The following is a 26,826-nucleotide window of genomic DNA, read 5'->3' on the forward strand; positions in this document are numbered from 1 at the left end:
TTTTTATCCCGGTTGGTGCGGTGCTAATAATCAGTGGAAGATGAGAAAAACCCTACTGATTAAAGTTTCACTTTATATGTTGAAGCACTTCTTTCAAACTTTTTTCTTTCATACTTTCGATACGAAGGTGATGGTTTTCAAATTGCAAATTTCTTGTCACATCATTAGGCACGACGACACATTTTAATCCTGCTGCAACCGCTGCTTTCAATCCATTTAATGAATCTTCAAATACAACAGCTTCTGACAGTTCAATTCCTAATTCTTCTATCGCAACTTTATAAAGAGCTGGATCTGGTTTTACCTTCTCTACATCTTCTCTCGTTTTAATCACTTCAAAATAATCTCTAATTTGTAGCTCTTCTAAAAAACGAACGACCCACTCCCTAGATGAGCTAGAGGCTAATGCGATTTTCAATCCAAGTTCTTTCGCTTCTTCTAAATATTCTTTTACCCCGTCACGCGCTTTTGGTATTTTCATTTTCTCTTTATGTAAAGTTGTTACTTTTTCCTTTAATGCATGCTCGTTAAATTTTTCTTTTAATTGCTCTTTTAAATATGCATAAAGCACTTCATCTGTCGTTCCAATACATTTTGCAAATCCCTCTAAAGGTAACTCTCCGCCGTATTCACGAACAGCATCTCTGAAAGAGTGAAACCATATTGTTTCTGTGTCCACAATTAATCCATCAAAATCAAAAATAATGGCTTTCATTATTCTCCCGCCCTTTTCGATTTAACTAAAAAAGGAAACGCCACACGTTCCCCTTAATTACTTTTCTCTTCATTTGCTTTTTGAACACCACGAAGTGTTTCTACTCGAACTTCATCTTGTTCAAAGTATTGTACTAAATCACCGATACGGTCAATTGATTCCCAACTTAAATGATGTTCAATTCCTTCTACATCATTATAAATTTTGCTTTCATCCACACCGATAATGCGCATAAACTGTTCTAACAATTCATGACGATATACGAGACGTTCTCCGATTTTTTTACCTTTTGATGTTAATACAAGCCCTCTATATTTTTCATAAATTAGATATTCGTCTTTGTCTAATTTTTGTACCATTTTTGTTACAGAGGATGGATGTACACTAAGCGCTTCAGCAATATCAGATACACGGGCATAACCCTTTTCATCAATCAACAAATAAATTTGTTCAATATAATCTTCCATACTAGGGGTAGGCATCGGTTTCCTCCATCCAATTTCATTTTGCTTATTCCGTACGAAGCAATCAATAAAATGATACACCAGAAAGAATAACGTGACAAGGTGGAAACGAGCCTAAATATATAAAACAAAAAAAGAATACAGATTCCCTTTATGTAAAATATTGAATTTCTGCATCAGGAAAATACTCATATATATAACCTCGTATTGTTTCTTCCAATGTTTCTGCATCATCCTTTTGATATACATATTTACCAATCCCGTATCGTCCCCATTTATATTTACGCTTCTCTTCATCCATTTCAAGCTTTGTATTTGGATAACGCTCTTGAATGACCTTTTTTGCCGGTTTCGTAAAGCGATGTTGAATTAATTCAAATGTTAAATTTGGTATCGCCATATCTTTCAACGCATTGTACAATCGCTCAAATAATTCGCGGTATCCTTCTTCCCACCCTTCATGCATATAAATTGGCGCAACTATAAAGCCAAGCGGATAATTAGCCCCCGCTACTTTACGAGCAGCCTTAATTCGCTCTTCAAACGGCGATGTCCCTGGTTCAAAATTTTTAATTACATAACGTGAATTAATGCTAAATCGAAAACGCGTTTTCCCATTATGCTTTGCATCTAATAAATGATCAACGTGCGAATATTTCGTAACGAAACGTAAACGTCCATGTTCACTTTCTCCGATAAACTCTATCGCCCGCTTTAATGCATGTGTTAAATGATCAATTCCAACGATGTCTGATGTACACGCCGCTTCAAATCTTGTTATTTCAGGTGCCCTTTCATCCATATATTGCTTTGCCTTCTCAAATATTTCATCTAGATTCACATACACCCTTACGTAAGGTTTACTCCCCAGTGTCGTTTGCAAATAACAATAATGACAATGTCCCATACACCCTGTTGCAAGCGGGATTGCATATTCAGCTGATGGCTTTGATGTATCGAACTTTAACGTCTTCCTCACCCCAACGACAAGTGTCGCTTTTGCATTACGATACTTTTGCAATTCATTTTCGCCTGGCAAATTTCTAATTTGATTGTGTGATGTCGTTTCACGAATTTCTAATCCTATCTTCGTAAACTTCTCATAAAGCTCTTTTCCAAGCGGATATTCGAGTGCCCTCGGTTCAAAGTAAACGAGTTTTGGCATAAATGGTTTCATGTGCTTCCCTCCTCTCGTTAGTATGGGAAGCACAAAAAAATTAACACAGATTAAAGTTTTCCACTTCAGTAACTTGTAAAGCAAGTTACTGAATGTTATAATTTGGATATCAGCTACCTTGCAAGGCAAGTTACCTGAATAAAAGGTGGTGAAATCATGCACAGCCAAATGTTAAAAGGCGTACTAGAAGGTTGCATTCTATACATCATTTCACAAGAAGAAGTGTACGGATATGAACTAAGTACAAAATTAAATAAACACGGCTTTACATTTGTAAGTGAAGGCAGCATATATCCTTTATTGTTACGCATGCAGAAAGAAAAGCTGATTGAAGGAACGTTAAAAGCTTCTTCTCTCGGACCAAAGCGAAAATATTATCACGTAACCGATAAAGGATTAGAACAACTTGAAGAATTTAAAAAAAGCTGGGGAATGGTTTCAACGACGGTAAACAACTTATTACAAGGGGAGTGATAGGGATACTACTAATCGGCATTTCCTTTTTATTTATAAAAAAGCCCTATACTACTTTACAAATCTCACCTTGGATTGGCACTTTACTCGCCGTCTCTTGCTATGCACTATATAAAATTTTTTTCAAAAAAGAATACCTAGAATTTAAAAAGGAGTAATGAGGTTATGACCGAAAAAGAAATGGTTAAGTTAAACAATAAAAAACGAAAGTTATTAACACCTGAAAACGAATCTGCTTACGGTGATATGCTTATTTATTTACGCTTTACTAGCGTTCCGCAAAAGCAAATGGAAGAACTGCTATTAGAGATATTAGACCATCTTTTAGAAGCACAAGAAGATGGTAAAAATGCACATGATATTTTCGGAGAAGATTTAAAAGCTTACTGTGATGAATTAATTACCTCTTCAGAACATCAAAATTCTTTCCAACAAGCCGCCGTTATTGGATTTGCAGTTAGTTTATTCTTAGCTATTCAAATTGGATACGATACATTTACTACTCTTATGCAAAAACTATTTACAGATACAAATCACTTAGGAATTCCATTTAGTATTCCTGGAACAATATTATCTGCTATCGTTTTAACAATTGGTTCTTTCATAACCTTCTCGTTATTCAGACGTTTTTCTTTTACAATACTAGTATCTTGGCAACAAAAAGTACTCCTCATACTATCAGTGTTCATACCTTTTGTCTTATCAGTTTTTTCAAACGTATTTTTCAAAACACAACCGTACTTATTTTATAATTTATCTATTTGGCAAGGTGCTCTTGTCACACTTTCTTTTTATATCCTATACAAATTTTTATATAAAACATCTAAATTTTAACAGCCTTTCAAAAGGCTGTTTTTCTTCTGTCTAATTTTACAAATTGAAAAATTTCATAAAGAAAATAAGAAAAATGCAAAATAATTAAAGTTAATTGTTGACGTGATGCTTTTATTATCGGTATCATAAATCTTCGTGAGCAATTATTTTTCGTTATACGATTTTTTTATTATTACTGAGTTTTTGAGAGGAGAAATTTGATGTCAGTTAAGAAGAAAACGCAAGTACGCACCGGCAAAATGGTACGTGAACTAATGTTAGCAGACGAAGATGTAAATGCTTCGCTAATTATGGTATATAGTGAAAACGGTGTAAACGCAGAAATTAAAATCGAGGGCTTAACGCCGAAATGTAACGAAGAATTATTTTTGAGCGGAAACGTGGATTGGAACAAGAGTGTTATTTATAAAATTGTTGATTTCACTGGGAACGCGGAAGTTGGTAAAGTTACATTAACAGCGATGAATAAAAACAATGTTTCTCTAGAGATTGAACGCGTTATGTGGAGCAAAGAAAATAAAGAAGCTGCTGAGCAAGAAGAAACAGTTGTAGAAGCTACTCCTAAAAAAGAAGTAGTTGTAGAAGCTCCTAAAGCAGTTACACCCGCTCCAAAACCTGTTATGCGTGTAGAAACACCTGCTATAGCACCTAAGCCTACTCCGGTACCAACGCCGAAGTCAGTAAGTGTTGAAGCAGCTGTAGAACTATCTACTCCAGCACCTGTGAAAAAAGCAGTACCTACTCCAGTTACAAAGCAAGAGACAGCACCGGTTACTCCTACAAAACCGAAGCAACCTGCTTTGACTGAAACAAATACAAAACTACAAGAAAATTATGTTAAACTTGTGAAAAAGACAATTGAAGTTTGTCAAGATTACGAGCTTGGCATCGACATAGATGATTCTATTGAAGGATTAAAAAAAGAGCTACAAAGCCAAGGTATTAGCGTTACATTCGACAAAGAAATTATGGACGTTGTAAATCGCCTTCGTTCTTTACAAGATAAAGGAATCAAAGTAGAAAAAGTACTTAATTTACTATAAAAATAAGGAGATGGCGGTCGCCATCTCCTTATTTTTTATAATTCCATTCATTACTTTCATACTTCTCTTTTGCTAAAGTTTGAACTTCATGAAGCTGTTCTTCTGTTAGCTCATACGGCACAAGCTCTATATCTAAACCTTTTTCAAATCCAGTTTCAAACGCTTTAATTAACTGTTCAATCGTAAATGTACGGTCTGTCAACTCATTAATCGCTACCGCTTTAGAAGAAAACATGTTTTTCATACGCTCTTTTACACGTTCATTCGGGAATAAAAATAGATCGTATAACTCATCTAAATCTATTTCTAACGGAATAGAACCGTGCTGTAAGATAACACCTTTTTGACGTGTTTGAGCACTACCTGCGATTTTTCTTCCTTCAACTACAATTTCATACCAAGATGGTGCATCAAAACATACTCCTGAACGCGGATTTTTTAAATTCTCACGATCCGCTTCTGTTTTCGGAACTGCATAATACGCTTCTAATCCTAATGCCTTAAAACCGTCTAATAAGCCTTGCGAAATAACGCGGTATGCTTCTGTAACTGTTTTTGGCATTTCCGGATGATCTTCAGACACAATAACACTGTACGTTAATTCTTTGTCATGTAGTACACCCCTGCCGCCTGTTTGACGACGAACGAATCCATATTTCTTTTCGTTAACTACATCCATATTTATATCTTTTTCAACACGCTGGAAATACCCGACTGTTAATGTTGGTACTTCCCATTCATAAAAACGAATTGTTGGTGGCATTTTCTTTTCACTTTGCCAATTTAATAAACATTCATCTAACGCCATATTAAATGCTGGTGAACATTGACCAGAGTTAATATAACACCATTTTTCTTTTCCCATCCTACACCTCATATAACCAATTATTTTTCACATTCTCTAGTCTACCAAATTCGACAAAATTTGTGAAAGAATACGAAATTTCTTCTTATATACAAACGAATCTGTTGCATAAATACATATGGGCATTATAATATTGAAAGTAGGATAAGAAAAAAGGGAGCGATAGAATCGTGTCAACAAACTTGATTATTATACTAGCCGCAATTGCAGCATTCATCGGCTACACTGTATGGATGTATTTCTATCAGAAAAAATTAATTAAAACACTTTCAGAAGAAGAATTTCGCGCTGGCTACCGTAAAGCACAGCTTATCGATATTCGCGAAGCAGATGAATTTAACGCGGGACATATTTTAGGTGCGCGTAACATTCCATTATCACAAATTCGCCTTCGCTACAAAGAACTTCGCGAAGATCAACCTGTTTATTTATATTGCCAAAGCGGATTCCGTACAGGTCGTGCAGCTCAATACTTAAAAAAACAAGGCTACAAAGATTTCTACCAATTAAAAGGTGGATTTAAATCTTGGTCAGGCAAAATTAAAAAGAAATAACATACAAAAACTAGCTGTATAATTCAGCTAGTTTTTTATTCCATATTGTTCGCAATGTACAGTAGATTTTGTTTAATCACATCTTCATCTTTCTCATCCACATTACGATATAATAGCTGATATTCAATCCCCTTCTCTTTCCATATAAGCGTAGCAAATTCGTCCCCTCGCTCGTAATCATCCTTATTTTTAAAATAAGCAGGTGCTCCATTATTCAATTTCATTTGTTCTTGAAATCGATTCTCTTCTACGAGGTATGGAAAACTGTAAGAAAAGTTGGCCACTGTTAATTCTATATAATCGTGCCTTCCTTTCTCTTGTTGCTTATATTTGATCGTTAAGACAGCATTCTTCTTTCCCATCGTTCTTACCTCTCCCTTCACATCACTCGTAATGTCATAAGGTAAAAACGTTGGAACTTTAAACTTCGCTGGAAAATATTTTGGAAGTTCCTTTAGGGGAATCGGATCAGTAACACGGTCCTTAGCCCCTCCTGTTGTTCCTACAAATGTTTTTTCTTCTTGCATCGTTTGCTGAAATGAACATGAGCTAAGTATTACACTAGAAAACACGAAACAAATGATTCCTTTTTTCAATTTGTTTCCGCCCTTTCATACCGCTCTCTTAACGAGCGAAGCGTTTATACTCTCTTCTATTCGCTTCGTTATCAAACGCCTCCTCCGAAAACTTTCCACGTTATTCTCACACATTTTGACAAAAATTCTTTGCAGACATATAAAAAAAGACCCCGCTATTCTTACGCCCAAATAAAAAGGTTACGCGAATAACAAAAGTCATGCTTATAACATAGATTGTGAAAAGCTTTTCAGGTCAAGATTTTTTCATTCTTATTATTTTCCCCCTATAATTAAGTAAAGAGGTGATACATATGGCCAATATAAAACAAATTGCAAAAACTGCTGGTGTATCCATATCAACGGTTTCCCGTGTCCTTAATAATCATCCTTACGTAAAAGAAGAAAAACGTAAGCGTGTTCTAGATGCAGTTGAAGAATTGAACTATGCAAAAAATATTAATGCTATCCATTTAATAAAAGGCAAAACATATACAATTGGCGTTATGCTACCTTTTATTAATCTTCCGTACTTTAGCACAATCATTGAAGGAATCGGAAACGAAGCATTATTAGCTGGATATCATATTAATTTATGCCAAACGAATTACGATAGTATTGAAGAAATTCGCGTTCTTGAAATGATGAAAATGAAACAATTCGACGGGATGATTATTTGCTCTCGAACGAGTTCATGGGAACAAATTGAACCATTCGCAAAATTCGCCCCTATTATTTCATGTGAAAAAATGAACCATCCCCTCATTTCATCTGTCTATGTAGATCATTATGAAGGATTCCGTCTCGGTACTGCATTTTTACTAAGTAAAGGTCATGAAAAAATCGGCATTTGTTTAGCAAGAAAAACAAGTGTTAATTCAATCGAGCGTGAAAAAGCTTTCGCCGATACTCTTCGTCACGAAGGAAAAACAGTGCACCCTGATTGGATTTTCCATCAATGTTATACGATGCAGGACGGGGCAAAAATACTTCATCGTATTTTAAACATGAAAAATCGTCCAACCGCTATTTTCACAGCGAACGATCAAGTAGCTGCTGGTTTATTAACAGAGGCAAAAAAACATGGCATTCGCATACCTGAAGACCTCGCTATCCTGGGATTTGATAACCACGAAATTTCAAAAGCATTAGAAATTACAACTATTGAACATCCCGGTCTCACGATGGGATCACGTGCTTTTTCTTTATTCCATAAACAGATGCAAAACGAACAAATTATTGGGAACTCAGAAGAACTTTCATTCCATTTAATTGAGCGAAAAACAGTCTGAAAAAGGAGCGTTAATTACAGCGCTCTTTTTTCAACTCTTCACCTATTGACTTTATATTTTTCATCCCATACAATTAACCTAACGAACGGTAGGTAGGGGATGAAAATGACAGCAAACCGCATTAAAGCTGTAGCACTTTCTCATTTCGCACGTTACGGCTACGAAGGAACTTCATTAGCAAATATTGCTCAAGAAGTTGGGATTAAAAAACCATCGATTTACGCACACTTTAAAGGAAAAGAAGAGCTATATTTTACATGCTTGGAATCCGCTCTTCAAAAAGATTTGCAGAGCTTCACAGACGATATCGAATTTTTTTCAAAATCGTCTACTGAAGAATTGCTCTTACATTTATTAAAAGGCTATGCAAAACGATTTGGTGAAAGTGAAGAATCAATGTTTTGGTTACGAACTTCTTATTTTCCGCCGGATGCATTTCGCGAACAAATTATTGATAAAGCGAATGTACACATTGAAAATGTCGGAAAACTTTTATTCCCTGTGTTTAAAAGAGCAAGCGAACAAGATGAACTGCATAACATTGAAGTAAAAGACGCTTTGGAGGCTTTTTTATGCTTACTTGACGGCCTTATGGTTGAACTACTATACGCAGGTTTAAATCGTTTTGAGACACGTTTAGAAGCTTCTTGGAAAGTATTTTGGCGCGGACTTTCAAACTGACGGATTGCTCCTTTGCAATGCGTCGTTTTTAAGCCCTTTACCTAACGACTGGTAGGAAGGAGAAATAACATATGGCATGGATTTATGTTATCTTAGCTGGTATTATTGAAATTTTTTGGGTGATTGGACTAAAACACGCGGAGACACCACTCGAGTGGCTAGGTGTCGCTCTATTAATTACAGTAAGTTTCGTCTTATTATTTAGAGCTTATAAAGATTTACCTGTCGGTACTGTGTACGCAGTCTTTACTGGAATCGGTGCAGGTGGTATCGTTCTGACAGAGATTTTCGTCTTCGGAGAACCTTTCTCTATCGTAAAAGTATTATTAATCGGTTTAATCTTCTTCGGAGTAATTGGTTTAAAACGAGTAACAGAAGAAAAAGAAGCGAAGGAGGCTGCATAAAATGGCTTGGGTATTTTTAATTCTAGCTGGTATTTGTGAAATTATTGGTGTACTCTTTATGAAAGTAGCCACTGAAAAGAAAGGCTGGGCACCAAAAGTTATTTTAATCGCTAACTTCGGCGTAAGCTTCTTCTTCTTATCTCTTGCAATGGATACATTACCGATGGGAACTGCTTACGCAATTTGGACTGGAATCGGAACTGCCGGAAGTGCACTTCTAGGTATTCTTATTTTCCGTGAATCAGCGGATTGGCGCCGCCTTGCCTTCTTAAGCTGCATTCTATGCGGCGCTGTTGGCTTAAAACTATTAGGCTAACGTGAGGTGAATGTCATGTGGAAAGAAAAAGGAAAACAAATCTTAACATGGATCACACTTGGGATCGTCATTCTATTGCAAATAAGTTTTCATATAATAGAATGGTTGTTTCATAAAGTAATATCCATTCTTACATTCCTTCCCAACATGGCACTTGAAATTGCATCTATCGCTTGGTCAATTATTGCCTCCATTGCAATCGTAATTATATGGAGTATCGCCAAGCTTTGGAACAAACTATATAAAAAGGACAGTTCTTCTGAAAAGAAGTAACTGTCCTTTTTATATTTATTTAGATTTTCTATAGAAATTTGATGTGATAAGACAAAACAGACCAACTATGACAACACTCATACCAAGCCCTTTATGCAAATTAGGAAATAGCGGTGGTATATCCGAGTAAAAATTTGCTAATATGAGACCAATTGAAAATAAAAGTACTCCTATTCTATATAACCATTTTCTTTTTTTCATCATTCTCCCTCCTAAAATTTTTCATACCCTTTTTTCTTTTGGACATACTACCTAAAAAAGGAGTGGATAGTATGCAGAATTCTATACATAAGCAAATCCTATTTTTATTTTTCCTCTTTCTCATTCTCGTTATCGTTTTCAGCTTTATATTACATACTCCGAAAGATGTACCTAATAGCGTTTCTTTGTATAAACTTTTGCTCTCGTATTGTCGTTATTGAAGAAGGTGCCTTTTACGAGGCACCTTTTAAAATTCTCTTTTTTCATATACTCTTACTGAAATGAAGACCGATACTGTGAACATGCATATTGAACTAACGAACAATATGCTATTATATAGTTGAATTTGTTCCAGGTTGATTTGAAAGAACGTCTCTACAATAACAATCGGTGCTATAAATATGAATATCGTAATAAAAACAGTTTTTTTATATGCTAGCCAAAATGATATCGGTAAAACAAAGCTTAAATACACTAAAGTAAAGCTAATACTAGCAACCACTGTCGTTTCAATAAATTCAAATACATTAGCTCCATTCTTCATTCCCATCGTGAAACAACCAATCGTTACGCTTATGAAAAGAATAATAATTGCCACTATATATTTCGCAAACACAATTTGTTTTCTCAATATTGGTAAACTATTTAATATAACTTCACTCTCATTTTTACTATCTGCTTCAAATATTTTTACTGTTGCCCCGACTGTAAAAATGACTGACATAATTATGAATAAATTTTTCGTATCTGTTAAAGCCATATAAAAGAAAATAGGATACAGCATGTACCAAATTAAAAATTTCCAATGGACGATGAAATCTTTTAAAATTAGTTGTTTCAACAACATTCCCCTCCCCTCACAAATCACGCTCATTATACAAATTAATTGAGAGTACCATCGACATGACATATAAAAGAAGCAGCCCGGCTATGAAACAAATATTTATGACTATACTCGTGTTCCAAGCATTCTCTACATCTAACCATACGTTACTTACAATCAGTCCACTTAAATATCCAAATGCAATTCCGATAAAAGGAGCAATTTGTTTTGCACTGCTATACCCTACTGAAAATTCAATCGGAAGTACGATTACGCTATAAACAAAACCACCTGTTATTCCTCCGAGAATCGCTCCCCACAGCATAAATACAGTTATATGTTCATTTTGTAACTGGATTAAACCAACTACAAGTGAGAAAATGCCACCTAAAGCAATTAAAATGCTTACAAATATGTATTTTGCTATGACAATTTCTTTACGCTGAAACGGTAAACTATTTACTATCATTTCACTTTTATTTTTCCCCTCATAACTCATTGACAGTATCATGCCAAGAATAGGTATAGATATGCTAAAAGTCATAAGGAAGCTATCGCTACGGAAATCAACAATGACAAGAAAAAACAAAGATATAAGATACACAAATCCTAACTTTCTTTGCAACATCATATCTTTTAAGACTAGTTGCTTGATCATTTGTTACACCTCCTAGTATTAAAAGATCCTCTTCTATAATTCTGCCTTCTGAAACATTTTTATTGAGAAAAACATGGATATAACTATAACTACTAGCGACCCGATACCAAGAACACTCATCGAAAATGTAGCATCCTCAGAGTGAAGTACTTTTAACATAATTGTTTTATCACCAAAAACATTGCACATAAGGCCAATCATACTCATTAAAGGAAAAATCATTATAACATTCAAGACAGTAGTAGCTTTATATCCTCCGATGTAATTAGTAGGTATCGTTACTGCACAATAAATCAAAGTTGCTAATATTGCTGAAAACATTGCATATCCAGGAATAACTATATCTCTGTTCAACAAAATATTTCCTAATATTACGACTATAAAAGTTGCACTCAAACCGACTATAATAAATAATGTGGTTGAAATATATTTAGCTATAACTATCTCTTTTCTCGTTATAGGCAAACTCACTAATACTTTTTCTGTTTTACTTTTCTCTTCATAATAAAAAGAAATATATATAATCATACTACATGTTATAAATAATCCTATTGCAATCCCCATTGGTTCTACGGAATTCCTAAAAATAGATAAAATAGGTATTAAAAAATAGAAAGGAAGCATCTTCTTCTGTAAGAAAAACTCCTTCAAAATCAACTGTTGCATATGAATTCTCCTCTCTATAAATCACGCGTTTCATAAATTTTAATTGTAAGAAACATAGAAATGATATAGACACTAGCTAATATAATTCCTCCAACTATAAATACACCAATATGCATTGGATTCATAAGCCAACCAATGAATGAAGGTGTTGTTTCATTCAGCCCATCACTAATAAATATCCAAAGGATTCCCCCCACTCCTATTGATGCTGCTGATACTATACTTCTTACTACCTTCGATTTTGTACCATAATAACTAGGGAAAAACGTGACAACCAAAAATACGGCGTAAACAACTCCATTTATTACTTCATACCATGGAATTTCAATATATAGATTAGGATGATATGCACCGATATCACCAATGACCACAATGCCTCTTATAAGAAAAACAACTAACATCGTAGAGAGCATGCCACCTACAATAAATATTGCACAGGAAATATATCTAGCAATTATGATATCCTTTCGACTTACCGGTAAACTATTTATAATAATGTCACTTTTATTCCTTTCATCCATAAAGATTAACGTCATAACGGAGGAAAGGGTTATAAATAGACAACTCATCGAAAATAACAATTCACCACTTGGATCTAACATAAATAACACAAGAGGCACAACAAAATTCACTAACCAAGTTACCCGAAAAAAGAATAAATCTTTATATACGAGCTGACGCATAGGCACCTCTCCCTTTCGCAGTGTATACGATGATATCATCTAATTTAGGATTTTCTAGTACGACCTCATTTCCAAACCAATCTATAATTGCGTTTTTATCCTTCGCTAAACCTTCGAAACCAAACTTATTTTTTCGTAATCCAACAAATAGCTCTTTTCCTTCTTGATCTAATAAATCATTACTTCCCTTTACGATTACGTAGTTCTCCATTAATTCGTCTTTCTCACCAGTAAATATAATTTCTCCATCATTGATGAACGTAATATAATCTGCGATGCGTTCTAAGTCTGTAGTAATGTGTGTGGAAAATAAGACAGACACTTCATCTTCCATTACAATTTCTTGCAACATATCAAGTAATTCACTTCGAACAACCGGATCTAATCCTGCTGTCGGTTCATCCATAATAATGAATTCCGCATGATGTGAAAGTGCGATTGCAATCGCAAACTTCATTTTCATCCCTTTGGATAACTCTTTAATCTTTTTATACTTTGGAACTTGTAATCTCTGCATATACGATTGATACTGATTTTCATCCCACTTTTTATATAACGGTGCAATTATACGCTTCATTTGCTCACACGTTAAATCTTCGTAATAATGATTTTCATCATATACAAAACCAATATTTTGTTTTATTTCCTTTTCGGCTTTCTTATTGTCCTTACCAAAAATTTTTATATCTCCACTATCTTTTCTAATTAAATTCATAATCATTTTGATTGTCGTACTTTTCCCGGCTCCATTCGGTCCGATAAATCCCATAATATATCCACGTGGCAATATAAAACTTATATTTTTCACTGAGAAATCTTGATAAGTTTTACAAACGTTTTTTAGCTCCAACATCTTTCTCATTCCCCCTCGTATAAACACGCAATCATCTGTTGCAAATCTTCAAGTGAAAGCTGTAACACTTTACTTTCATTCACAATCTCTTCAGCTTTACTTTCCAATAGACGTAGCCGCTGTTCTTTTAATAGTTCATTATTTTTACGTGAAACATAAGTCCCCTTCCCAGCAACAGTTTCTATATATCCTTCTTTTTCAAGCTCCTCGTACGCACGCTTCGTTGTAATTACACTAATTTGTAACTCCTTCGCTAAGCTACGAATTGACGGTAATTGGTCTCCCCCCTTTAAACCACCATTTAAAATAAGCTGGCTTAATTGTTTCCTTATTTGCACATAAATAGGGTCTTGGGAAGAATTCGAAATAATAATATTCATGTTTCCCTCCAGTGTGTATATACTGTGTATACCTTATATGCACAGTATATACACAACTCCCTATTTTTGGCAAGAAAAAAAGACCAACATTTTCCTGTTGGTCTTTCGTATATGTATCACTTTTCAAAGCGATCTAACATTTCGTCTCTCATTCCGAAACTCACAACCGCAATTCCTACATACATAAATAGAAGGAATGCTGGATGAACTGTATTGTACCAGCTGCTATCAACAATTAAATAAATTGTTAACGCCACAACAAGAACAAACGCTAAAATAAACATATAAAAGTGTCTTGTACTACCCATGATAAACTCCTCTCTGCTCTCTTCACCATTCAACAGTATATTTTATCGAATAATTCGATATGACTCAAGGCTAACTTTCTGTTATGTAATCAAGTTCTACCTTTACAATGTCCTCACACGCTATTGAAATGATCGTTCCTTGTTTATCAATCGCCGTCAATTCTCTATTGTCCATTACACGATGTGCTACTCTTTCTAACACTTTTCCTTGGTCTCGATAACAAAATTCTTTTACATCTTTAATTGTTTCTCCGTTTTCTAAATGGTATACCATTCTATAACATCGATATCCCACACTTCCACCCCCGTCTTGCTCGTTTTTTCACATATACATAAAAATGAGTAATTTTTGCCTCATCACATCTTCTTAATTTCAATAAAATTCTAACAAAAATAAATACTTTTATCAAACCGACTTTTCCAACAAAATCACCTATGAAACTGCATCATTACAGCAATATGAAACAAAAAATAAAAATTTATAACATTTTTTTCATTCTATCCGCACCAATGTTGCAAAAAAAAAGAACTCGCATGTAGCGAGTTCTTTTTATTCCAATCACACTTGTACAGGTGCTAGCTTTTCATAACGTAAAACTGGTTTACGAGCAGCCAATGTTTCATCCAAACGTTTTATTACCGTTGTATGTGGTGCTTCTTGTACAACTTCTGGGTTTTCTTCTACCTCTTTAGCAATTTGAATCATCTTATCAATGAAACCATCTAATGTTTCTTTTGATTCTGTTTCTGTTGGCTCAATCATAATACATTCTTCCACATTTAATGGGAAGTAAATTGTTGGTGGATGGTAACCGAAATCAAGCAGACGTTTTGCAATATCTAATGTACGCACACCAAGTTTCTTTTGACGACGACCTGATAATACAAATTCATGCTTGCAATGTCTGTCGAACGGAAGATCATAGAATGGTGCTAATCTTCTCATCATATAGTTCGCATTTAATACAGCGTACTCAGTTACTGCACGTAGTCCATCTGGACCCATAGAACGAATATATGTGTATGCACGAACGTTAATTCCGAAGTTACCATAGAATGGTTTCACACGCCCAATTGCTTCTGGACGATCATAGTTGAAGTGATAGCCATTTTCCGTTTTCTCTAAAATCGGTTTTGGTAAGTACGGAATTAAATCAGCTTTCACACCTACTGGACCAGAACCTGGGCCACCGCCGCCATGCGGACCTGTAAATGTTTTATGAAGGTTTAAATGCACAACGTCAAATCCCATATCTCCTGGGCGTGCTTGGCTTAATACAGCATTTAAGTTTGCACCATCATAGTATAATTTACCGCCTGCGTTATGGACAATTTCTGCCATTTCTAAAATATTTTCTTCGAATAGACCTAATGTATTTGGATTTGTTAACATAAGTGCTGCTGTTTCTTCGTTTACAACACGTTTTAAATCATCTAAGTCAACAAGACCATGTTCATTTGATTTTACCGTAATTGTTTCAAAACCAGCTACTGTTGCAGATGCTGGGTTTGTTCCGTGGGCAGAGTCAGGAACAATTACTTTCGTACGGTTAAAGTCACCATTTGCTTCATGGTATGCACGAATTAACATTAAACCTGTCCATTCTCCGTGTGCACCAGCTGCTGGTTGTAATGTAACAGTATCCATACCTGTAATTTCAATTAAATGTTCTTGTAAATCGTACATTAATTCCATTGCACCTTGCACTGTTTTTTCATCTTGAAGTGGATGAATATTTGCAAAGCCTGCGAAGCGAGCTACGTTTTCATTAATTTTCGGATTATATTTCATCGTACAAGATCCAAGTGGGTAGAATCCAGAATCCACGCCGTGGTTACGGTTTGAAAGCGCTGTGTAATGGCGCATAATATCAAGTTCAGATACTTCTGGAAGCTCTGCATCTTCAACGCGAATATAATCGCTCTCAAATACATCTTCTAATTTTACTTCTTCTACATCTAATTTGGGTAAGCTATATCCTACGCGTCCTTCTTTAGTCACTTCAAAAATAAGTGCTTGGTCTTGGTTCTTCATTGGATAGCCCCCATTTCGTTTACAAGTGTGTCAATTTCTTCTTTTGTACGAAGCTCTGTTACTGCTACAAGCATATGATTTTCATGCTCTTTATAATCACGGCCTAGGTCGTAACCACCGATAATATTCTTTTGTATTAATACATCATTTATTTCTTTAACTGGACGTTTGCAATCTACAACAAATTCATTAAAGAATGGTCCAGTGAACGTTACAGTGAAGCCTTTCGCTTCGAATTGACGTTTTGCATATTGTGCTTTAGAAATATTTTGACGTGCCATATCTTTCACACCTTGTTTTCCAAGTGCAGTCATTGCAACTGATGCTGCTAATGCATTTAACGCTTGGTTTGAACAAATGTTAGACGTCGCTTTATCACGGCGAATATGCTGTTCACGTGCTTGTAACGTTAATACAAATCCACGTTTACCATCTGAATCTACAGTTTGTCCGACAAGACGTCCTGGAATTTTACGCATAAATGCTTTCGTTGTTGCAAAGTAACCACAATGAGGTCCACCAAACTGCGTTGGGATACCAAATGGTTGTGCATCACCGATTACAATATCAGCGCCAAATTTTCCTGGCGGTGTTAATGCGCCTAATGATAATGGATTTGAAGAAACGATAAATAATGATTTTTGTTGATGAACGATTTTTTCGATATCAGCTAACTTTTCCACTTGTCCGAAGAAGTTTGGATATTGAACGATTACGCAAGCAACTGTATCATCTACTTCACTTTGTAATACATCTAAATCTGTTACACCGTTTTTATGATCAATTTCAACAACTTCAAGATTTTGACCTTTTGCATATGTTTCAAGTACTGCTCTTGATTCTGGATGAACTGCATTAGACACAAGAATTTTCTTTTTGCGAGTATGACCAGCCGCTAGCATTGCCGCTTCAGCCAAAGCTGTACCTCCGTCATACATAGAAGAGTTTGCTACGTCCATTCCTGTTAATTCACAAATCATTGTTTGAAATTCAAAAATTGCTTGTAATTCCCCTTGTGAAATTTCTGGTTGGTATGGTGTGTAAGCTGTATAAAATTCTGAACGAGAAATAACATGATCAACAATTACTGGAGCGTAATGATCGTATACACCTGCTCCTAAGAAAGAAGCATATTCTTTTAAGTTCGCATTTTTGCTAGCCATTTGAGATAGCTCTTTTAAAAGCTCTGGCTCTGATTTTGCTTCTTTAATTTTTAAATCCCCTTTAAAACGAATACTCTCTGGAATATCAGAGAATAATTCATCAATCGTTTGAACACCGATTGTTTGTAACATTTCTTTTTTGTCTTCTTCTGTCATTGGAAGATAACGATGCAACATGAAATCTACCCCTCTCCCCGTTACTTTGAACGTTTATAAAATGGTGTTGGAACAACTACTGCTTTGACGCGTTTATTACGAATTTCAATTTCTACTTCTGTATCAACTGCTGCGTATTTTACATCAATTAGTGCTAAACCAATGCTTTTCTTTAACGTTGGAGATTGTGTACCACTCGTTACTTCCCCGATTTTTTCTTCTCCTATAAATACAGGGTAATGCGTACGAGGAATACCGCGTTCGATTACTTCGATGCCGACTAATTTACGAGATGCACCGTTTTCTTTTTGCTCTTTTAACGTTTCTTTTCCAAAGAAATCTGCTTCTTTATTTGGTTTTACCGCAAAGCCAATTCCCGCTTCAATCGGTGTAATATCTTTTGATAACTCTTGTCCGTATAACGGAAGTGTTGCTTCGAAGCGAAGTGTATCACGAGCACCTAAGCCACATGGTTTTAACCCCTCTTCTTCTCCAACTTCAAGAAGTTTCACCCAAAGTTTTGCAGCATCTTCACTCTTACAGTAAATTTCGAATCCATCTTCACCTGTATAACCTGTACGAGATACAAGTGCAGGAATTCCATCTACAAGAATATCGTTTTTAAATTTAAAGAACTTAATTTCTTTCAAATCTTCTGACACAACTTTTTGTAAAATGTCTTGTGCTTTTGGTCCTTGAATTGCAAGTTGCGCAATTTCACTAGAAACATTGACTACCTTTGCATCGCCTATTACATGACTTGCTAACCATTCGTAATCTTTCTCGATATTTGATGCATTGATTACTAATAAATAGTCTTCTTCACCACGTTTGTAGATTAATAAATCATCTACTGTGCCACCATTTTCATAGCACATAGCTGTATATTGTGCGCCTCCTACCTTTAAGGTAGAAACGTCATTTGTAACAACACGTTGTAAAAATGCTAAACTATCTACACCCTTTACCTCTACTTCTCCCATATGAGATACATCGAACAAACCTGCTTCTGTACGTACAGCTTCATGCTCTTCTTTAATGCTTGAAAATTGAACTGGTAATTCCCAACCACCGAAGTCGATTGTTTTCCCACCATACTTCGCGTATACATCAAATAACGGTGTACGTTGTAATGTAATCATGCTCTTTCCCCCTTATGCTCTGACAAATCAATAAAAGTTGCTTCCCATATCTAAACATTTTCATTCTGAAAAGATAAGGTTATACGGAATCTCAGTATATTTTTTTATGAAAGCGTAAATAAAAAGTTACTTTCTTGGATAAAATACGAAAGATTCCACACATTTCACACCATTATCCTAACATCATTCGCTATATTTCATCAATATTCTAGCATAAAAAATAATTTAGAATTTTTTATTCTTAATCTTATTAAATACAACTTTTGAAATTTAGCCCTTTATCCCGCATTAACGGGCAGTAAAACTCCCACTTCAAAATTCAGCGAATGCGAGGAAGTTAGGTGGGAGATAACTGCCCGATTGGTGAAGGCTAATAATCATTTTGGGATGGACAAAACCCCCAATGATTAAAGTTTCACTTTATCATTGCTTATTCTTTAACTTTTAGTAATTGTGATAGTGCCTTATTACGAGGCTTGTAATAAAGATTTTTTAAATAATCACTTTAGTTTATAAAAGGTGGGGGAGTCTTAATGAATGTCGATATTTCCGTAGATCGAACGTGGCAAAACAATTTTTTAAAAAGAATTGATGAAGATGGTCCTTGGACAAATTGGGATTTATATCATTTAGCTTATAAAACAGAGAAATCATTACTCGTCCCTACTTTTGATGGATTGCAAGCACCGAAACATTTATCACATTTCACGCCGCTTCCACATCAATTAGAGGTTGCTCAAAATGTCATTGAACAAATGAATGGTAAAGCGATTCTAGCAGATGAAGTTGGACTTGGAAAAACGATTGAAGCTGGACTTATTTTAAAAGAATATATGGTTCGAGGACTTGTAAAAAAGGTACTCATTCTCGTTCCAGCTTCTCTCGTATCTCAGTGGGCGTATGAACTAAACACAAAATTTTTTATTCCTGCGGTCGCTCAAAAGAAAAGTTATTCTTGGGAACAAGCTGATGTCATCGTTTCATCAATTGATACTGCGAAACGTTCACCGCATCGCGATATCGTTTTAAACCTAGAGTATGACCTTATTATTATCGATGAAGCACATAAACTAAAAAATAATAAAACAAAAAACTATGAATTTGCACAGCGATTAAAAAAGAAGTTTTGTTTATTACTAACTGCAACTCCTGTTCAAAATAAAATTGATGAAATCTTCAACCTCGTTTCTTTATTAAAACCAGGTCATTTAGGCAATCAATCTAATTTTGAAGAATATTATGCTTCCAAAAATCGTTCCACTGAATCCGATGAAGATTTAAAAGCTCTTATCAATAAAGTAATGGTTCGAAATAGACGCCATAACACTGGAATTGATTGGCCGAAGAGGCATGTACGAACAATCTTCATTGAATTTAATGAAGAAGAACAAGCTTTGTATAATGAAATTGAAAATTGGCGTGGACAAAATGCCTTCACATCTGCTTTCTCATCCTTAACTTTAAAACGGGAAGCATGTAGTAGTCGTGAAGCTGTTTACTATTCATTAAAAAAACATGTAGAAAAACGGCAGAAAGAAAATGAGCATTACATAAAGGACCCACATATTGATGTGCTTATGGATAAAGTTAATCATATTCCGTTCAACTCCAAAGCAAATAAAGCACTAGAGCTTATAAAAGAAATTGACGATAAAGTCATTATTTTCACTGAATATAGAGCTTCACAAATGTATTTACAATGGTTCTTACAACAACATGGCATTTCCTCTGTCCCATTTCGCGGTGGATTTAAGCGCGGAAAAAAAGATTGGATGAAGGAGCTTTTCCAAACTCATGCCCAAGTATTAATTGCGACCGAAGCTGGTGGTGAAGGAATTAACTTACAATTTTGTAGCCATATGATTAATTACGACTTACCGTGGAATCCAATGCGACTTGAGCAAAGGATTGGACGTATTCACCGCCTTGGACAAAAAAATGATGTTCATATTTATAACTTAGCAACAAAGCATACTGTTGAAGAGCACATTTTAAAACTACTATATGAAAAAATTAATTTATTTGAACGTGTAATCGGTGAACTCGATGAAATTTTAACGAGAATCAACATGAAAAATATTGATGCGCATATTCAAGAAATTTTCGCTCAGTCAAAAAGCGAAGGTGAAATTCGAATCAAGATGGAAAATTTAACATCTATTATCGATTTTGCGAAGCGCAATGAAGCAGAGGTGCAGGACTATGCAGCAAAATGAAATTCATAATTACTTATACAACTTTTTTGAGGCGAATAACTGCGAAATTTTAGAACGTTCCCCCCACCTATTAGACGTGCAGTTAACAATTGAAATGGATAAATTATTAATGAACCGCCCTTTCTATTGGCACTATCTTGAAAAAACAGGAGGCGTTCCGAACCCGATGCGCCTTACTCTTATTACAAATCCAGAAAACGAAGAAAACGACGGTGAACTTATTCATTACGGTTCACCACGTTTGCATCAAATATTTGAAACGACAAAAGAACTAGGCTCATATATACGTTTATATGAGGAAGTGAAACATAGCGGGGCAACTCATACCCCCCTTCATCCTTGGCTTGGTGTAAATATAAAAGTATCTTATCAATGCGATCGAAAAAAAGACATACTTCATTCCATCGGTATTCATCTTATTTCCGGGACAATGATTGCAAACTTTCATGACACTTTAGCAGAGATCAAACTCACACCGAAAATACCTGATTTTTGTTTTACGCTCTCACCTATCATTAAGCCACAAAGTGGCTTACAACGTATAGAGGATGCTTTAAAAAGTATAATCGCTGAAGATGACCACACGTGGGCAAAAGAAGCGAGAGTGCGTTGGAATCACGATTTAGACCTTTTAAATCGCTTTTACGAAGATAGCGATGAACTTCCAGAAAGCTATGAAATTGAAAAGCAAGCATTACAAGAACAATACGAACCACGCATTACAATACAAATTATAAACGGCGGTCTCTTTTATGTTACCGCAAATCATTTTCTATCTTAAAGAAAGCTCCTTCAACTGTTGAAGGAGCTTTCTTTAAGATGTTTTTCCATCCTATTCTCTATCGTCATTACGCTCTTGTTGTTTTTTCTCTGTCATACGTTTTTGATATGCACGATCCTTCGCGCTTACATGATTTGCATCAGTTGGAAGATTTTCTTTTGAACGACCAATTCCATTGCTCATCTTTTTCCCTCCTTTTTACACACTTCAAAATGCACCTTTATTTTCAGCTAAAAGCACAATCCTTATACAAAAAAATAAGAGCAGCCATTAGCTGCTCTTACTCATTCACGTATTTTTGAAACATATCATGGATGCCTTGATTTACGAGGTTCGAGATCTGTTCGTCAGATTTATTTGGATAACGATCACGCAATCTGATAGATGCCTTCACCATTAAATTTTCTAATACAGAACGGCCACCTTCTCCATAAATAGTTTCAGCATACTTAACAAGTCTTCCATCCTCTAATGTTGCTGGATTATGATTGAAGAAAAATTTACTCATTGTCTCCACCTCTCTCTTTGATAACGTTTACATTTATATAGATTATTTATGTTATTTATTTCACAATATTGTATGCATGTATATTTAATTAGTTTCATTATAAAGCAACATATCAATAGTAAATATGTGATTTTCCGTCCATTTTGTGAACAAACCAAAAATGAAAGCGTTTCCTTTATTGTACACTAAAAAAACTTACTACGCTAGGGACAATTTTTTTAATCTACTAATCATCTACTTTTCTTTTTTTTATTAAACCTTATACAATTTTCAGAAATTATATTATAAAATATATGTATGACTTAAGGAGGATTTGTATGAATCAAAATAAAAAAGCTATATTAGATCTTGTCTTTTATCTCGTATTCCCATTCCTCATTTGGAAATTTGCAAAGCCTTATATCGATCCTTATTACGCAATGTTAATTTCCTCTGTTCCGGGAATTATTTATACACTGTATACCTTTAAAAAAGAAAAACAGTTTAACGTTACAGGGTTCTTTATTTTAATTACACTCATTTCTAATACAACGGTAGACTTAATATCTGGATCAGCGGAACGAATGCTATGGAATGATGCATATTATCATATCGTACTTGGCTGCATCGTTATATGTACAATCTTTATAAAAAAGCCACTCATGTTATATTTCGCAGCGGACATTTCAGCACTGCAAGGTCATGATCGTGATAAAAGTCGTGAACTTTATCGTGATAGTCGTATATATCCAGCACTGCAATATTTAACACTATTTTTCGGTCTTCAATTTATATTAAAAAGCTTCTTGAAAATCTATTTCATCTCTGTTTTCGGTGTAGATGGATATGGTGAAATGAGAGCTATTATGACCGCTGTTGGCTGGGGGATTTCTATTTGTATCGGAATAGGGTTTGTATGGGTAAATAATAAGATACATGCGGTTACTGAAGAAAAAGAATCTGTGCAACAATAAATAAAGATCCCCTAGCAGCTTGTTGCACTAGGGGATCTTTATTTTGCTAGACATACTACCAAAAAGTTAGCTTGATTTTTTTCTTTTATTTTTTACATTTCGATAAAACAAAGTAGCGCTCAGTGGCATAACACCAAACCATTTATTTAAGAATGGCTCTTTCTCCGCACGACGTTGTTGTTTCTGTTGTTTTCGATCCTCTTTTGGAGCATCCATATATGACACAAATTGCTGTGTCACAAAGCGTACATAATCATTAGTAGACATATTATCATCACCTCTACTTGATTAGTATGTCCACTTTTTTATTCATTAATCTTTTGCTTTAATTCATTCATAATCTGCTTTACCGACTTATTTGTCGTATCGATATGAATATCAGCCTCTTCATAATAAGCTCGGCGCAATTCAAATTTCGTTACAAATTCATCTATATCTTTCTTCTGAAATAGTGGACGTGTCGTATCTTCACGAAGCCTGTCTGCAATTACATGTGGATCACAATATAAATACACAACAGTTCCATTTTCCCTCATCCACTTTCGATTTTCCTCTCGTTCAATAATCCCTCCACCAGTTGTAATAATTACATTCTGAACCGGTAGTGAACGTAACATTTCACTTTCATATTCCCGAAAAACCATTTCGCCTTCTTCTGCAAAAATATTCCGAATCGCTTTCTCTTTCTGCTCTTCGATTTTTTGATCTGTATCTACAACTTCCATATAAAGTTCTTTACTTAACGCTTTTCCAATTGTTGTTTTCCCAGCTCCCATATAGCCGGTTATGTATATAGATTTCATTTTCGTTCCTCTCAACCATCCGTTATTATTTGTTATTATAACGAAAGATGTTACTTTATTTAATAAAAAAACGTTTTGTTCTTCTTATGCTATGAAGAACAAAACGTAACATACTCACTATTTTCTCGCAATCAAACAAGCTGGCTCACTTTTACTTATAAGTACCTCTTCTCACCCACTGCGTTGCAATCCATTTCTCACCTTTCGTTACAGGTGCTCCTCCATGTAACGTAAGCTCATTTAGTGATTGATCTTGATAAAAATACTCAAAGTATACTGCCATTCCCTTTCTAGGGTGTACAGAAAGATTTAATTTCGGAAAGAATGTTTCCCCGCCTTCTTCTACATCATTTAAGTACATCACAAGAGTACTTATACGATTATTAGCAGCTGACCTGCTATGTTCTGCAAAATAATCATAGTGCGCTTTATATTCTTGATCCACTTCATAATTTAAAATGTGCAATCCTTCTCCATGCGCTACAGGAACATTCGTGATAGATGAAATTCGTTTTTCAACCTTCGAAGTAAGTTCATTCTCTTCCAAAAATGCACCACTACTTGTTCGAATATCATTTACATCACGTGATGAACCAACTTTAGAACGTTTCATATTATCTTTAGACAATTCAATCAATTCATCGCACTCTTCATCACTTAATACATTTGCTAATACGACAATAAGAGGTTCTTCGAATTTTGAAATAATTTGTATTTCCCTATCCTCTGTCATAATCGTATTTCCTTTATGATCAAAAATAGTTTGTTCCTTATTTTCACCTATTTGATTGTTATTTGTCATTTCCTAATCTCCCTAGAAAAAATGTTTGGATAGCATGAATATATCATATTCTTTCAACCTTTATCTTTTTGAGAAAATTCAAACTTTTATTCATCCTTTTTATCCCTTTCCACAAAGAAATTGACTCACTCCACAATGGGAATTAATGGTTTTCTCCCGCTTATTTTACACATTATCCTTCTACCCAATCCAATATTTTATTATCCTGTTTCCTATAGCGAAAGCTCACTGTGTAGAAAACTCTCTTTTTTGTAACACATTGCAACGAAATGATAATACCATCATTTGCAAAGACGTACTTTCCACTCACTTCTCCTCTTTCATACTGAAATAAAAAAACATCCTCTTTTTCTTTTTGCTGTAAGTCTCTTTTTATATCTGAAATAGCTCGATCAACAAGTTCCTCCATGAAAAAACTTTATTCTATTTCAGAATAAAATTTTTTATCCGAAAGTAACATATTCGTTTCGTACATCAAAAAAGAAATGAATAAAATAAGAAAAATAATTGTTCCTGGCATTGCAAATCCATCTTGTTTTCTCATGTTTCTATCTCAATTTCACTATAGCGCACAGCCACGCCTTCATATATTTCACCACTTATATCTTTCACATATATATATAACAAATGAGGTGTTAATTTATACGAAATCGCTTCAATCCTTTGTAATATAAATTCCCTTCCGCGTATATTTACTTTTCTTATTAAATTACTATTCACCTTTTCATACGTCACCTGATCACCATTACGAAGTTGGAAGCGCAAAATATTCCCACCATTTTCTAGTGCTATCTTCCTCCCACTTGATACTTCACGAAACTCTAATTGCATTTGTCCTAAAAACACATCCCACTCCCAGTCATTTAATCCTTTTGAATGTGTATTTTCTATCCCCATAATATGAAGACGTGGTAAAAGTAAAAAGAACATTGATAAAAGCAACAAACATGCAATCATTTCTATTAATGTAAATCCCGCTTCTTTTTTATTTTTCCTTTGCATAAAGGCATTGCTCCATCGCTTTTCCTCTCATATCTTTCCACATCGTACAAACTTCATCTCCTCTCCAATATGTGTAATATACAATTCCTTTTATGACTTGCTCTTTTACTCGCTTTTCCTCATTCTCATACATAAATACGGCCGCTTCTTTTTTTAATAATATTAATGCTTTATAGCTCATTTTTATATTTTTTCTTTCTTGCATAATTAATAATGTTTGCGGGAGCAATAACGATACCGCCATCATTATTAAACTTAACGCTACAACCATTTCAACCATTACTGATCCTTTTTGACACTTCACGATACGTAAATCTCCCTCTTCCAAGCTGAAATACAATCTCATATTTATACCCCCGATAAGAAAGTAAAATCGTACCACCTCTATTAATATTTCCACTCGGATTATATGTCATTGGATTTGGAAAGGTATGCAGATCAATTTGGAAATCTTTATCATATTCTCTCTTAGCAATTAAAAATCCGGTCTCCGATTCCGAGATATAATACATATGTTTTTCTTTAAGCCAGCGTAACGTATAATGTTTTTGACGCTTAATCGCTAACTGCTGCATATATAAAATATCATTTGAAAACTGTTTCAAAAGCTGCTCAACTTTTTGCTTTTCATGTAATGAAGTAACGTTAAAATGCGTAACAACACTCAGTACAGAAATAGCAAATAAGACAAGTAGCATTTCTAAAAGTGTAAAACCTTTTTGCTTCACGATTTCCCAGCTGATACCGTACCATCATCGGAAATATGGATTGGTTCACCTTTCGGGCAAGTTTTAGAAGTAATATACTTTCCTGTTTCAAGTTCCTCTATTGATGGAATCTTATTATGTTGCAAGTGATATGCTTGTATTTGTGCTTCTATAGATTTCACATAGGCTGCACATCCTTTTCCTTGGACGGATGAGCGCTGTGTAACTACATTTGGAATAATTAATAGTAATAATACAGTTATGACAACCATAACTAATAACATTTCTAAAAGAGTAAAACCCTCCTCATTCTGCATGT

At 34.8% G+C, this 26,826-nt stretch carries 39 protein-coding genes and 2 pseudogenes; 14 read left to right on the forward strand and 27 right to left on the reverse strand.

The genetic code is table 11. The features are described from left to right. Nucleotides 1-67 precede the first annotated feature (67 nt). From MR071_RS02010 to splB, 3 genes are all read right to left on the reverse strand, one after another. Nucleotides 68-715, reverse strand: coding sequence for an HAD family hydrolase (locus MR071_RS02010; RefSeq protein ID WP_142395753.1), 648 nt, complete (start codon nucleotides 713-715; stop codon nucleotides 68-70). Nucleotides 716-768: 53 nt separating this feature from the next. Next, nucleotides 769-1,197 (reverse strand): transcriptional regulator MntR, encoded by a 429-nt coding sequence (gene mntR / locus MR071_RS02015; RefSeq protein WP_001143080.1) that lies wholly within the window; start codon nucleotides 1,195-1,197, stop codon nucleotides 769-771. A 133-nt stretch (nucleotides 1,198-1,330) separates the two neighbouring features. Continuing rightward, the gene (splB, locus tag MR071_RS02020) at nucleotides 1,331-2,356 is read right to left on the reverse strand and encodes a spore photoproduct lyase (RefSeq protein ID WP_255832958.1); all 1,026 of its coding nucleotides are present in this window, start codon (nucleotides 2,354-2,356) and stop codon (nucleotides 1,331-1,333) included. A 156-nt stretch (nucleotides 2,357-2,512) separates the two neighbouring features. Between splB and MR071_RS02025 the strand changes: the two genes are divergently transcribed. From MR071_RS02025 to MR071_RS02040, 4 genes and pseudogenes are all read left to right on the forward strand, one after another. After that, entirely contained in the window at nucleotides 2,513-2,830 is a 318-nt protein-coding gene (locus tag MR071_RS02025) for a PadR family transcriptional regulator (protein WP_000556081.1), read from the forward strand. Then, nucleotides 2,830-2,988 (forward strand): annotated as a pseudogene (locus MR071_RS02030) (DUF1129 family protein); the annotation flags it as partial. The gene MR071_RS02025 and the pseudogene MR071_RS02030, both read left to right, overlap by 1 nt. A 7-nt stretch (nucleotides 2,989-2,995) precedes the next feature. After that, nucleotides 2,996-3,664, forward strand: a complete 669-nt coding sequence (locus MR071_RS02035) for a DUF1048 domain-containing protein (protein WP_242234729.1) — start codon at nucleotides 2,996-2,998, stop codon at nucleotides 3,662-3,664. 200 nt (nucleotides 3,665-3,864) lie between these two features. Continuing rightward, nucleotides 3,865-4,707, forward strand: a complete 843-nt coding sequence (locus tag MR071_RS02040) for a hypothetical protein (RefSeq protein WP_105584535.1) — start codon at nucleotides 3,865-3,867, stop codon at nucleotides 4,705-4,707. A 28-nt stretch (nucleotides 4,708-4,735) separates the two neighbouring features. Here the strand turns inward: MR071_RS02040 and MR071_RS02045 are convergent, their stop codons facing one another. Continuing rightward, nucleotides 4,736-5,572 (reverse strand): lipoate--protein ligase family protein, encoded by an 837-nt coding sequence (locus MR071_RS02045; RefSeq protein ID WP_105584534.1) that lies wholly within the window; start codon nucleotides 5,570-5,572, stop codon nucleotides 4,736-4,738. A 170-nt stretch (nucleotides 5,573-5,742) separates the two neighbouring features. On the opposite strand from MR071_RS02045, the gene MR071_RS02050 reads away from it, so the two are divergent. Further along, on the forward strand, nucleotides 5,743-6,126 hold the full coding sequence (locus MR071_RS02050) for a rhodanese-like domain-containing protein (protein WP_071747101.1): 384 nt from the start codon (nucleotides 5,743-5,745) through the stop codon (nucleotides 6,124-6,126). Between the two features lie 35 nt (nucleotides 6,127-6,161). Here the strand turns inward: MR071_RS02050 and MR071_RS02055 are convergent, their stop codons facing one another. Next, nucleotides 6,162-6,698: a DNA polymerase III subunit delta gene (locus MR071_RS02055; protein WP_078181004.1), complete on the reverse strand. Its 537-nt coding sequence runs from the start codon at nucleotides 6,696-6,698 to the stop codon at nucleotides 6,162-6,164. Between the two features lie 317 nt (nucleotides 6,699-7,015). On the opposite strand from MR071_RS02055, the gene MR071_RS02060 reads away from it, so the two are divergent. The 5 genes from MR071_RS02060 (at nucleotide 7,016) to MR071_RS02080 (ending at nucleotide 9,667) form a co-directional block, all read left to right on the forward strand. Further along, on the forward strand, nucleotides 7,016-7,993 hold the full coding sequence (locus MR071_RS02060) for a LacI family DNA-binding transcriptional regulator (protein WP_105584533.1): 978 nt from the start codon (nucleotides 7,016-7,018) through the stop codon (nucleotides 7,991-7,993). A gap of 99 nt (nucleotides 7,994-8,092) precedes the next feature. Beyond that, complete coding sequence (locus MR071_RS02065) at nucleotides 8,093-8,674, forward strand: TetR/AcrR family transcriptional regulator (RefSeq protein ID WP_142395752.1); 582 nt, start codon at nucleotides 8,093-8,095, stop codon at nucleotides 8,672-8,674. A gap of 71 nt (nucleotides 8,675-8,745) precedes the next feature. Beyond that, the gene (locus MR071_RS02070) at nucleotides 8,746-9,078 is read left to right on the forward strand and encodes a DMT family transporter (protein WP_105584531.1); all 333 of its coding nucleotides are present in this window, start codon (nucleotides 8,746-8,748) and stop codon (nucleotides 9,076-9,078) included. Between the two features lies 1 nt (nucleotide 9,079). Beyond that, a complete protein-coding gene (locus MR071_RS02075; RefSeq protein ID WP_105584530.1) occupies nucleotides 9,080-9,394 on the forward strand; it encodes a DMT family transporter in 315 nt (104 codons plus the stop codon). A 15-nt stretch (nucleotides 9,395-9,409) separates the two neighbouring features. Further along, a complete protein-coding gene (locus tag MR071_RS02080; RefSeq protein WP_105584529.1) occupies nucleotides 9,410-9,667 on the forward strand; it encodes a DUF3975 family protein in 258 nt (85 codons plus the stop codon). A 15-nt stretch (nucleotides 9,668-9,682) separates the two neighbouring features. Here MR071_RS02080 and MR071_RS02085 read toward each other — a convergent pair whose 3' ends face one another. From MR071_RS02085 to gcvT, 12 genes are all read right to left on the reverse strand, one after another. After that, the gene (locus MR071_RS02085; protein WP_105584528.1) at nucleotides 9,683-9,868 is read right to left on the reverse strand and encodes a hypothetical protein; all 186 of its coding nucleotides are present in this window, start codon (nucleotides 9,866-9,868) and stop codon (nucleotides 9,683-9,685) included. A gap of 247 nt (nucleotides 9,869-10,115) precedes the next feature. Beyond that, nucleotides 10,116-10,712: an ABC-2 transporter permease gene (locus MR071_RS02090; RefSeq protein WP_142395751.1), complete on the reverse strand. Its 597-nt coding sequence runs from the start codon at nucleotides 10,710-10,712 to the stop codon at nucleotides 10,116-10,118. 13 nt (nucleotides 10,713-10,725) lie between these two features. Then, nucleotides 10,726-11,349, reverse strand: coding sequence for an ABC-2 transporter permease (locus MR071_RS02095; protein ID WP_242234731.1), 624 nt, complete (start codon nucleotides 11,347-11,349; stop codon nucleotides 10,726-10,728). A gap of 33 nt (nucleotides 11,350-11,382) precedes the next feature. Further along, a complete protein-coding gene (locus MR071_RS02100) occupies nucleotides 11,383-12,015 on the reverse strand; it encodes an ABC-2 transporter permease (RefSeq protein ID WP_242234733.1) in 633 nt (210 codons plus the stop codon). Nucleotides 12,016-12,029: 14 nt separating this feature from the next. Then, nucleotides 12,030-12,698, reverse strand: a complete 669-nt coding sequence (locus tag MR071_RS02105) for an ABC-2 transporter permease (protein WP_105584523.1) — start codon at nucleotides 12,696-12,698, stop codon at nucleotides 12,030-12,032. Continuing rightward, nucleotides 12,679-13,551 (reverse strand): ABC transporter ATP-binding protein, encoded by an 873-nt coding sequence (locus MR071_RS02110; protein WP_242234735.1) that lies wholly within the window; start codon nucleotides 13,549-13,551, stop codon nucleotides 12,679-12,681. Before MR071_RS02110 ends, MR071_RS02105 begins: the two co-directional genes overlap by 20 nt. 5 nt (nucleotides 13,552-13,556) lie before the next feature. Then, nucleotides 13,557-13,931, reverse strand: coding sequence for a GntR family transcriptional regulator (locus MR071_RS02115; RefSeq protein WP_078172820.1), 375 nt, complete (start codon nucleotides 13,929-13,931; stop codon nucleotides 13,557-13,559). 116 nt (nucleotides 13,932-14,047) lie between these two features. Then, nucleotides 14,048-14,239, reverse strand: a complete 192-nt coding sequence (locus tag MR071_RS02120; protein WP_000535934.1) for a hypothetical protein — start codon at nucleotides 14,237-14,239, stop codon at nucleotides 14,048-14,050. A gap of 70 nt (nucleotides 14,240-14,309) precedes the next feature. Continuing rightward, on the reverse strand, nucleotides 14,310-14,513 hold the full coding sequence (locus tag MR071_RS02125) for a DUF3929 family protein (protein ID WP_142395767.1): 204 nt from the start codon (nucleotides 14,511-14,513) through the stop codon (nucleotides 14,310-14,312). 285 nt (nucleotides 14,514-14,798) lie between these two features. Then, on the reverse strand, nucleotides 14,799-16,274 hold the full coding sequence (gene gcvPB / locus MR071_RS02130; protein ID WP_002122485.1) for an aminomethyl-transferring glycine dehydrogenase subunit 2: 1,476 nt from the start codon (nucleotides 16,272-16,274) through the stop codon (nucleotides 14,799-14,801). After that, a complete protein-coding gene (gcvPA, locus tag MR071_RS02135) occupies nucleotides 16,271-17,614 on the reverse strand; it encodes an aminomethyl-transferring glycine dehydrogenase subunit 1 (RefSeq protein ID WP_105584520.1) in 1,344 nt (447 codons plus the stop codon). The genes gcvPB and gcvPA overlap by 4 nt, the downstream gene beginning before the upstream one ends. A 20-nt stretch (nucleotides 17,615-17,634) precedes the next feature. Further along, the gene (gene gcvT / locus MR071_RS02140; protein WP_242234737.1) at nucleotides 17,635-18,735 is read right to left on the reverse strand and encodes a glycine cleavage system aminomethyltransferase GcvT; all 1,101 of its coding nucleotides are present in this window, start codon (nucleotides 18,733-18,735) and stop codon (nucleotides 17,635-17,637) included. A gap of 533 nt (nucleotides 18,736-19,268) precedes the next feature. Here gcvT and MR071_RS02145 point away from each other — a divergent pair. Then, a complete protein-coding gene (locus MR071_RS02145) occupies nucleotides 19,269-20,951 on the forward strand; it encodes a DEAD/DEAH box helicase (protein WP_105584518.1) in 1,683 nt (560 codons plus the stop codon). After that, nucleotides 20,938-21,732, forward strand: coding sequence for a YqhG family protein (locus MR071_RS02150; RefSeq protein WP_002088611.1), 795 nt, complete (start codon nucleotides 20,938-20,940; stop codon nucleotides 21,730-21,732). Before MR071_RS02145 ends, MR071_RS02150 begins: the two co-directional genes overlap by 14 nt. Nucleotides 21,733-21,783: 51 nt before the next feature. On the opposite strand, the gene MR071_RS25450 is transcribed toward MR071_RS02150, so the two are convergent. Next, nucleotides 21,784-21,915 (reverse strand): hypothetical protein, encoded by a 132-nt coding sequence (locus MR071_RS25450; RefSeq protein WP_000064671.1) that lies wholly within the window; start codon nucleotides 21,913-21,915, stop codon nucleotides 21,784-21,786. A 97-nt stretch (nucleotides 21,916-22,012) separates the two neighbouring features. Further along, nucleotides 22,013-22,240, reverse strand: a complete 228-nt coding sequence (locus MR071_RS02155; RefSeq protein WP_105584517.1) for a hypothetical protein — start codon at nucleotides 22,238-22,240, stop codon at nucleotides 22,013-22,015. Nucleotides 22,241-22,312: 72 nt separating this feature from the next. Here MR071_RS02155 and MR071_RS02160 point away from each other — a divergent pair, with 72 nt between their 5' ends. After that, nucleotides 22,313-22,429 (forward strand): GTP pyrophosphokinase, encoded by a 117-nt coding sequence (locus tag MR071_RS02160; protein ID WP_105584763.1) that lies wholly within the window; start codon nucleotides 22,313-22,315, stop codon nucleotides 22,427-22,429. A gap of 128 nt (nucleotides 22,430-22,557) precedes the next feature. Further along, nucleotides 22,558-23,193: a VC0807 family protein gene (locus tag MR071_RS02165; RefSeq protein WP_002015010.1), complete on the forward strand. Its 636-nt coding sequence runs from the start codon at nucleotides 22,558-22,560 to the stop codon at nucleotides 23,191-23,193. Nucleotides 23,194-23,259: 66 nt separating this feature from the next. Here the strand turns inward: MR071_RS02165 and MR071_RS02170 are convergent, their stop codons facing one another. The 8 genes and pseudogenes from MR071_RS02170 to comGC all read right to left on the reverse strand — a co-directional run bounded on the left by MR071_RS02170 (nucleotide 23,260) and on the right by comGC (nucleotide 26,824). Beyond that, nucleotides 23,260-23,460 (reverse strand): YqzE family protein, encoded by a 201-nt coding sequence (locus MR071_RS02170; RefSeq protein ID WP_105584516.1) that lies wholly within the window; start codon nucleotides 23,458-23,460, stop codon nucleotides 23,260-23,262. Between the two features lie 38 nt (nucleotides 23,461-23,498). After that, the gene (locus MR071_RS02175; RefSeq protein ID WP_105584515.1) at nucleotides 23,499-23,996 is read right to left on the reverse strand and encodes a shikimate kinase; all 498 of its coding nucleotides are present in this window, start codon (nucleotides 23,994-23,996) and stop codon (nucleotides 23,499-23,501) included. 151 nt (nucleotides 23,997-24,147) lie between these two features. Further along, nucleotides 24,148-24,798, reverse strand: coding sequence for a 2OG-Fe(II) oxygenase (locus MR071_RS02180; protein ID WP_105584514.1), 651 nt, complete (start codon nucleotides 24,796-24,798; stop codon nucleotides 24,148-24,150). A 172-nt stretch (nucleotides 24,799-24,970) separates the two neighbouring features. Continuing rightward, a pseudogene (comGG, locus tag MR071_RS02185) lies at nucleotides 24,971-25,342 on the reverse strand (competence type IV pilus minor pilin ComGG). Continuing rightward, nucleotides 25,339-25,800, reverse strand: a complete 462-nt coding sequence (comGF, locus tag MR071_RS02190; RefSeq protein WP_105584512.1) for a competence type IV pilus minor pilin ComGF — start codon at nucleotides 25,798-25,800, stop codon at nucleotides 25,339-25,341. The pseudogene comGG and the gene comGF overlap by 4 nt, the downstream one beginning before the upstream one ends. Then, nucleotides 25,784-26,080 (reverse strand): competence protein ComG, encoded by a 297-nt coding sequence (locus tag MR071_RS02195; protein WP_105584511.1) that lies wholly within the window; start codon nucleotides 26,078-26,080, stop codon nucleotides 25,784-25,786. Before MR071_RS02195 ends, comGF begins: the two co-directional genes overlap by 17 nt. Next, nucleotides 26,073-26,528, reverse strand: coding sequence for a competence type IV pilus minor pilin ComGD (gene comGD, locus MR071_RS02200; protein WP_105584510.1), 456 nt, complete (start codon nucleotides 26,526-26,528; stop codon nucleotides 26,073-26,075). Before comGD ends, MR071_RS02195 begins: the two co-directional genes overlap by 8 nt. Continuing rightward, complete coding sequence (comGC, locus tag MR071_RS02205; RefSeq protein WP_002088623.1) at nucleotides 26,525-26,824, reverse strand: competence type IV pilus major pilin ComGC; 300 nt, start codon at nucleotides 26,822-26,824, stop codon at nucleotides 26,525-26,527. The genes comGD and comGC overlap by 4 nt, the downstream gene beginning before the upstream one ends. Nucleotides 26,825-26,826: the final 2 nt, after the last annotated feature.

Origin of the sequence: Bacillus cereus group sp. BfR-BA-01316, assembly GCF_022664195.1 — a bacterium.
In the GTDB taxonomy this organism is placed as follows: Bacteria; Bacillota; Bacilli; order Bacillales; family Bacillaceae_G; genus Bacillus_A.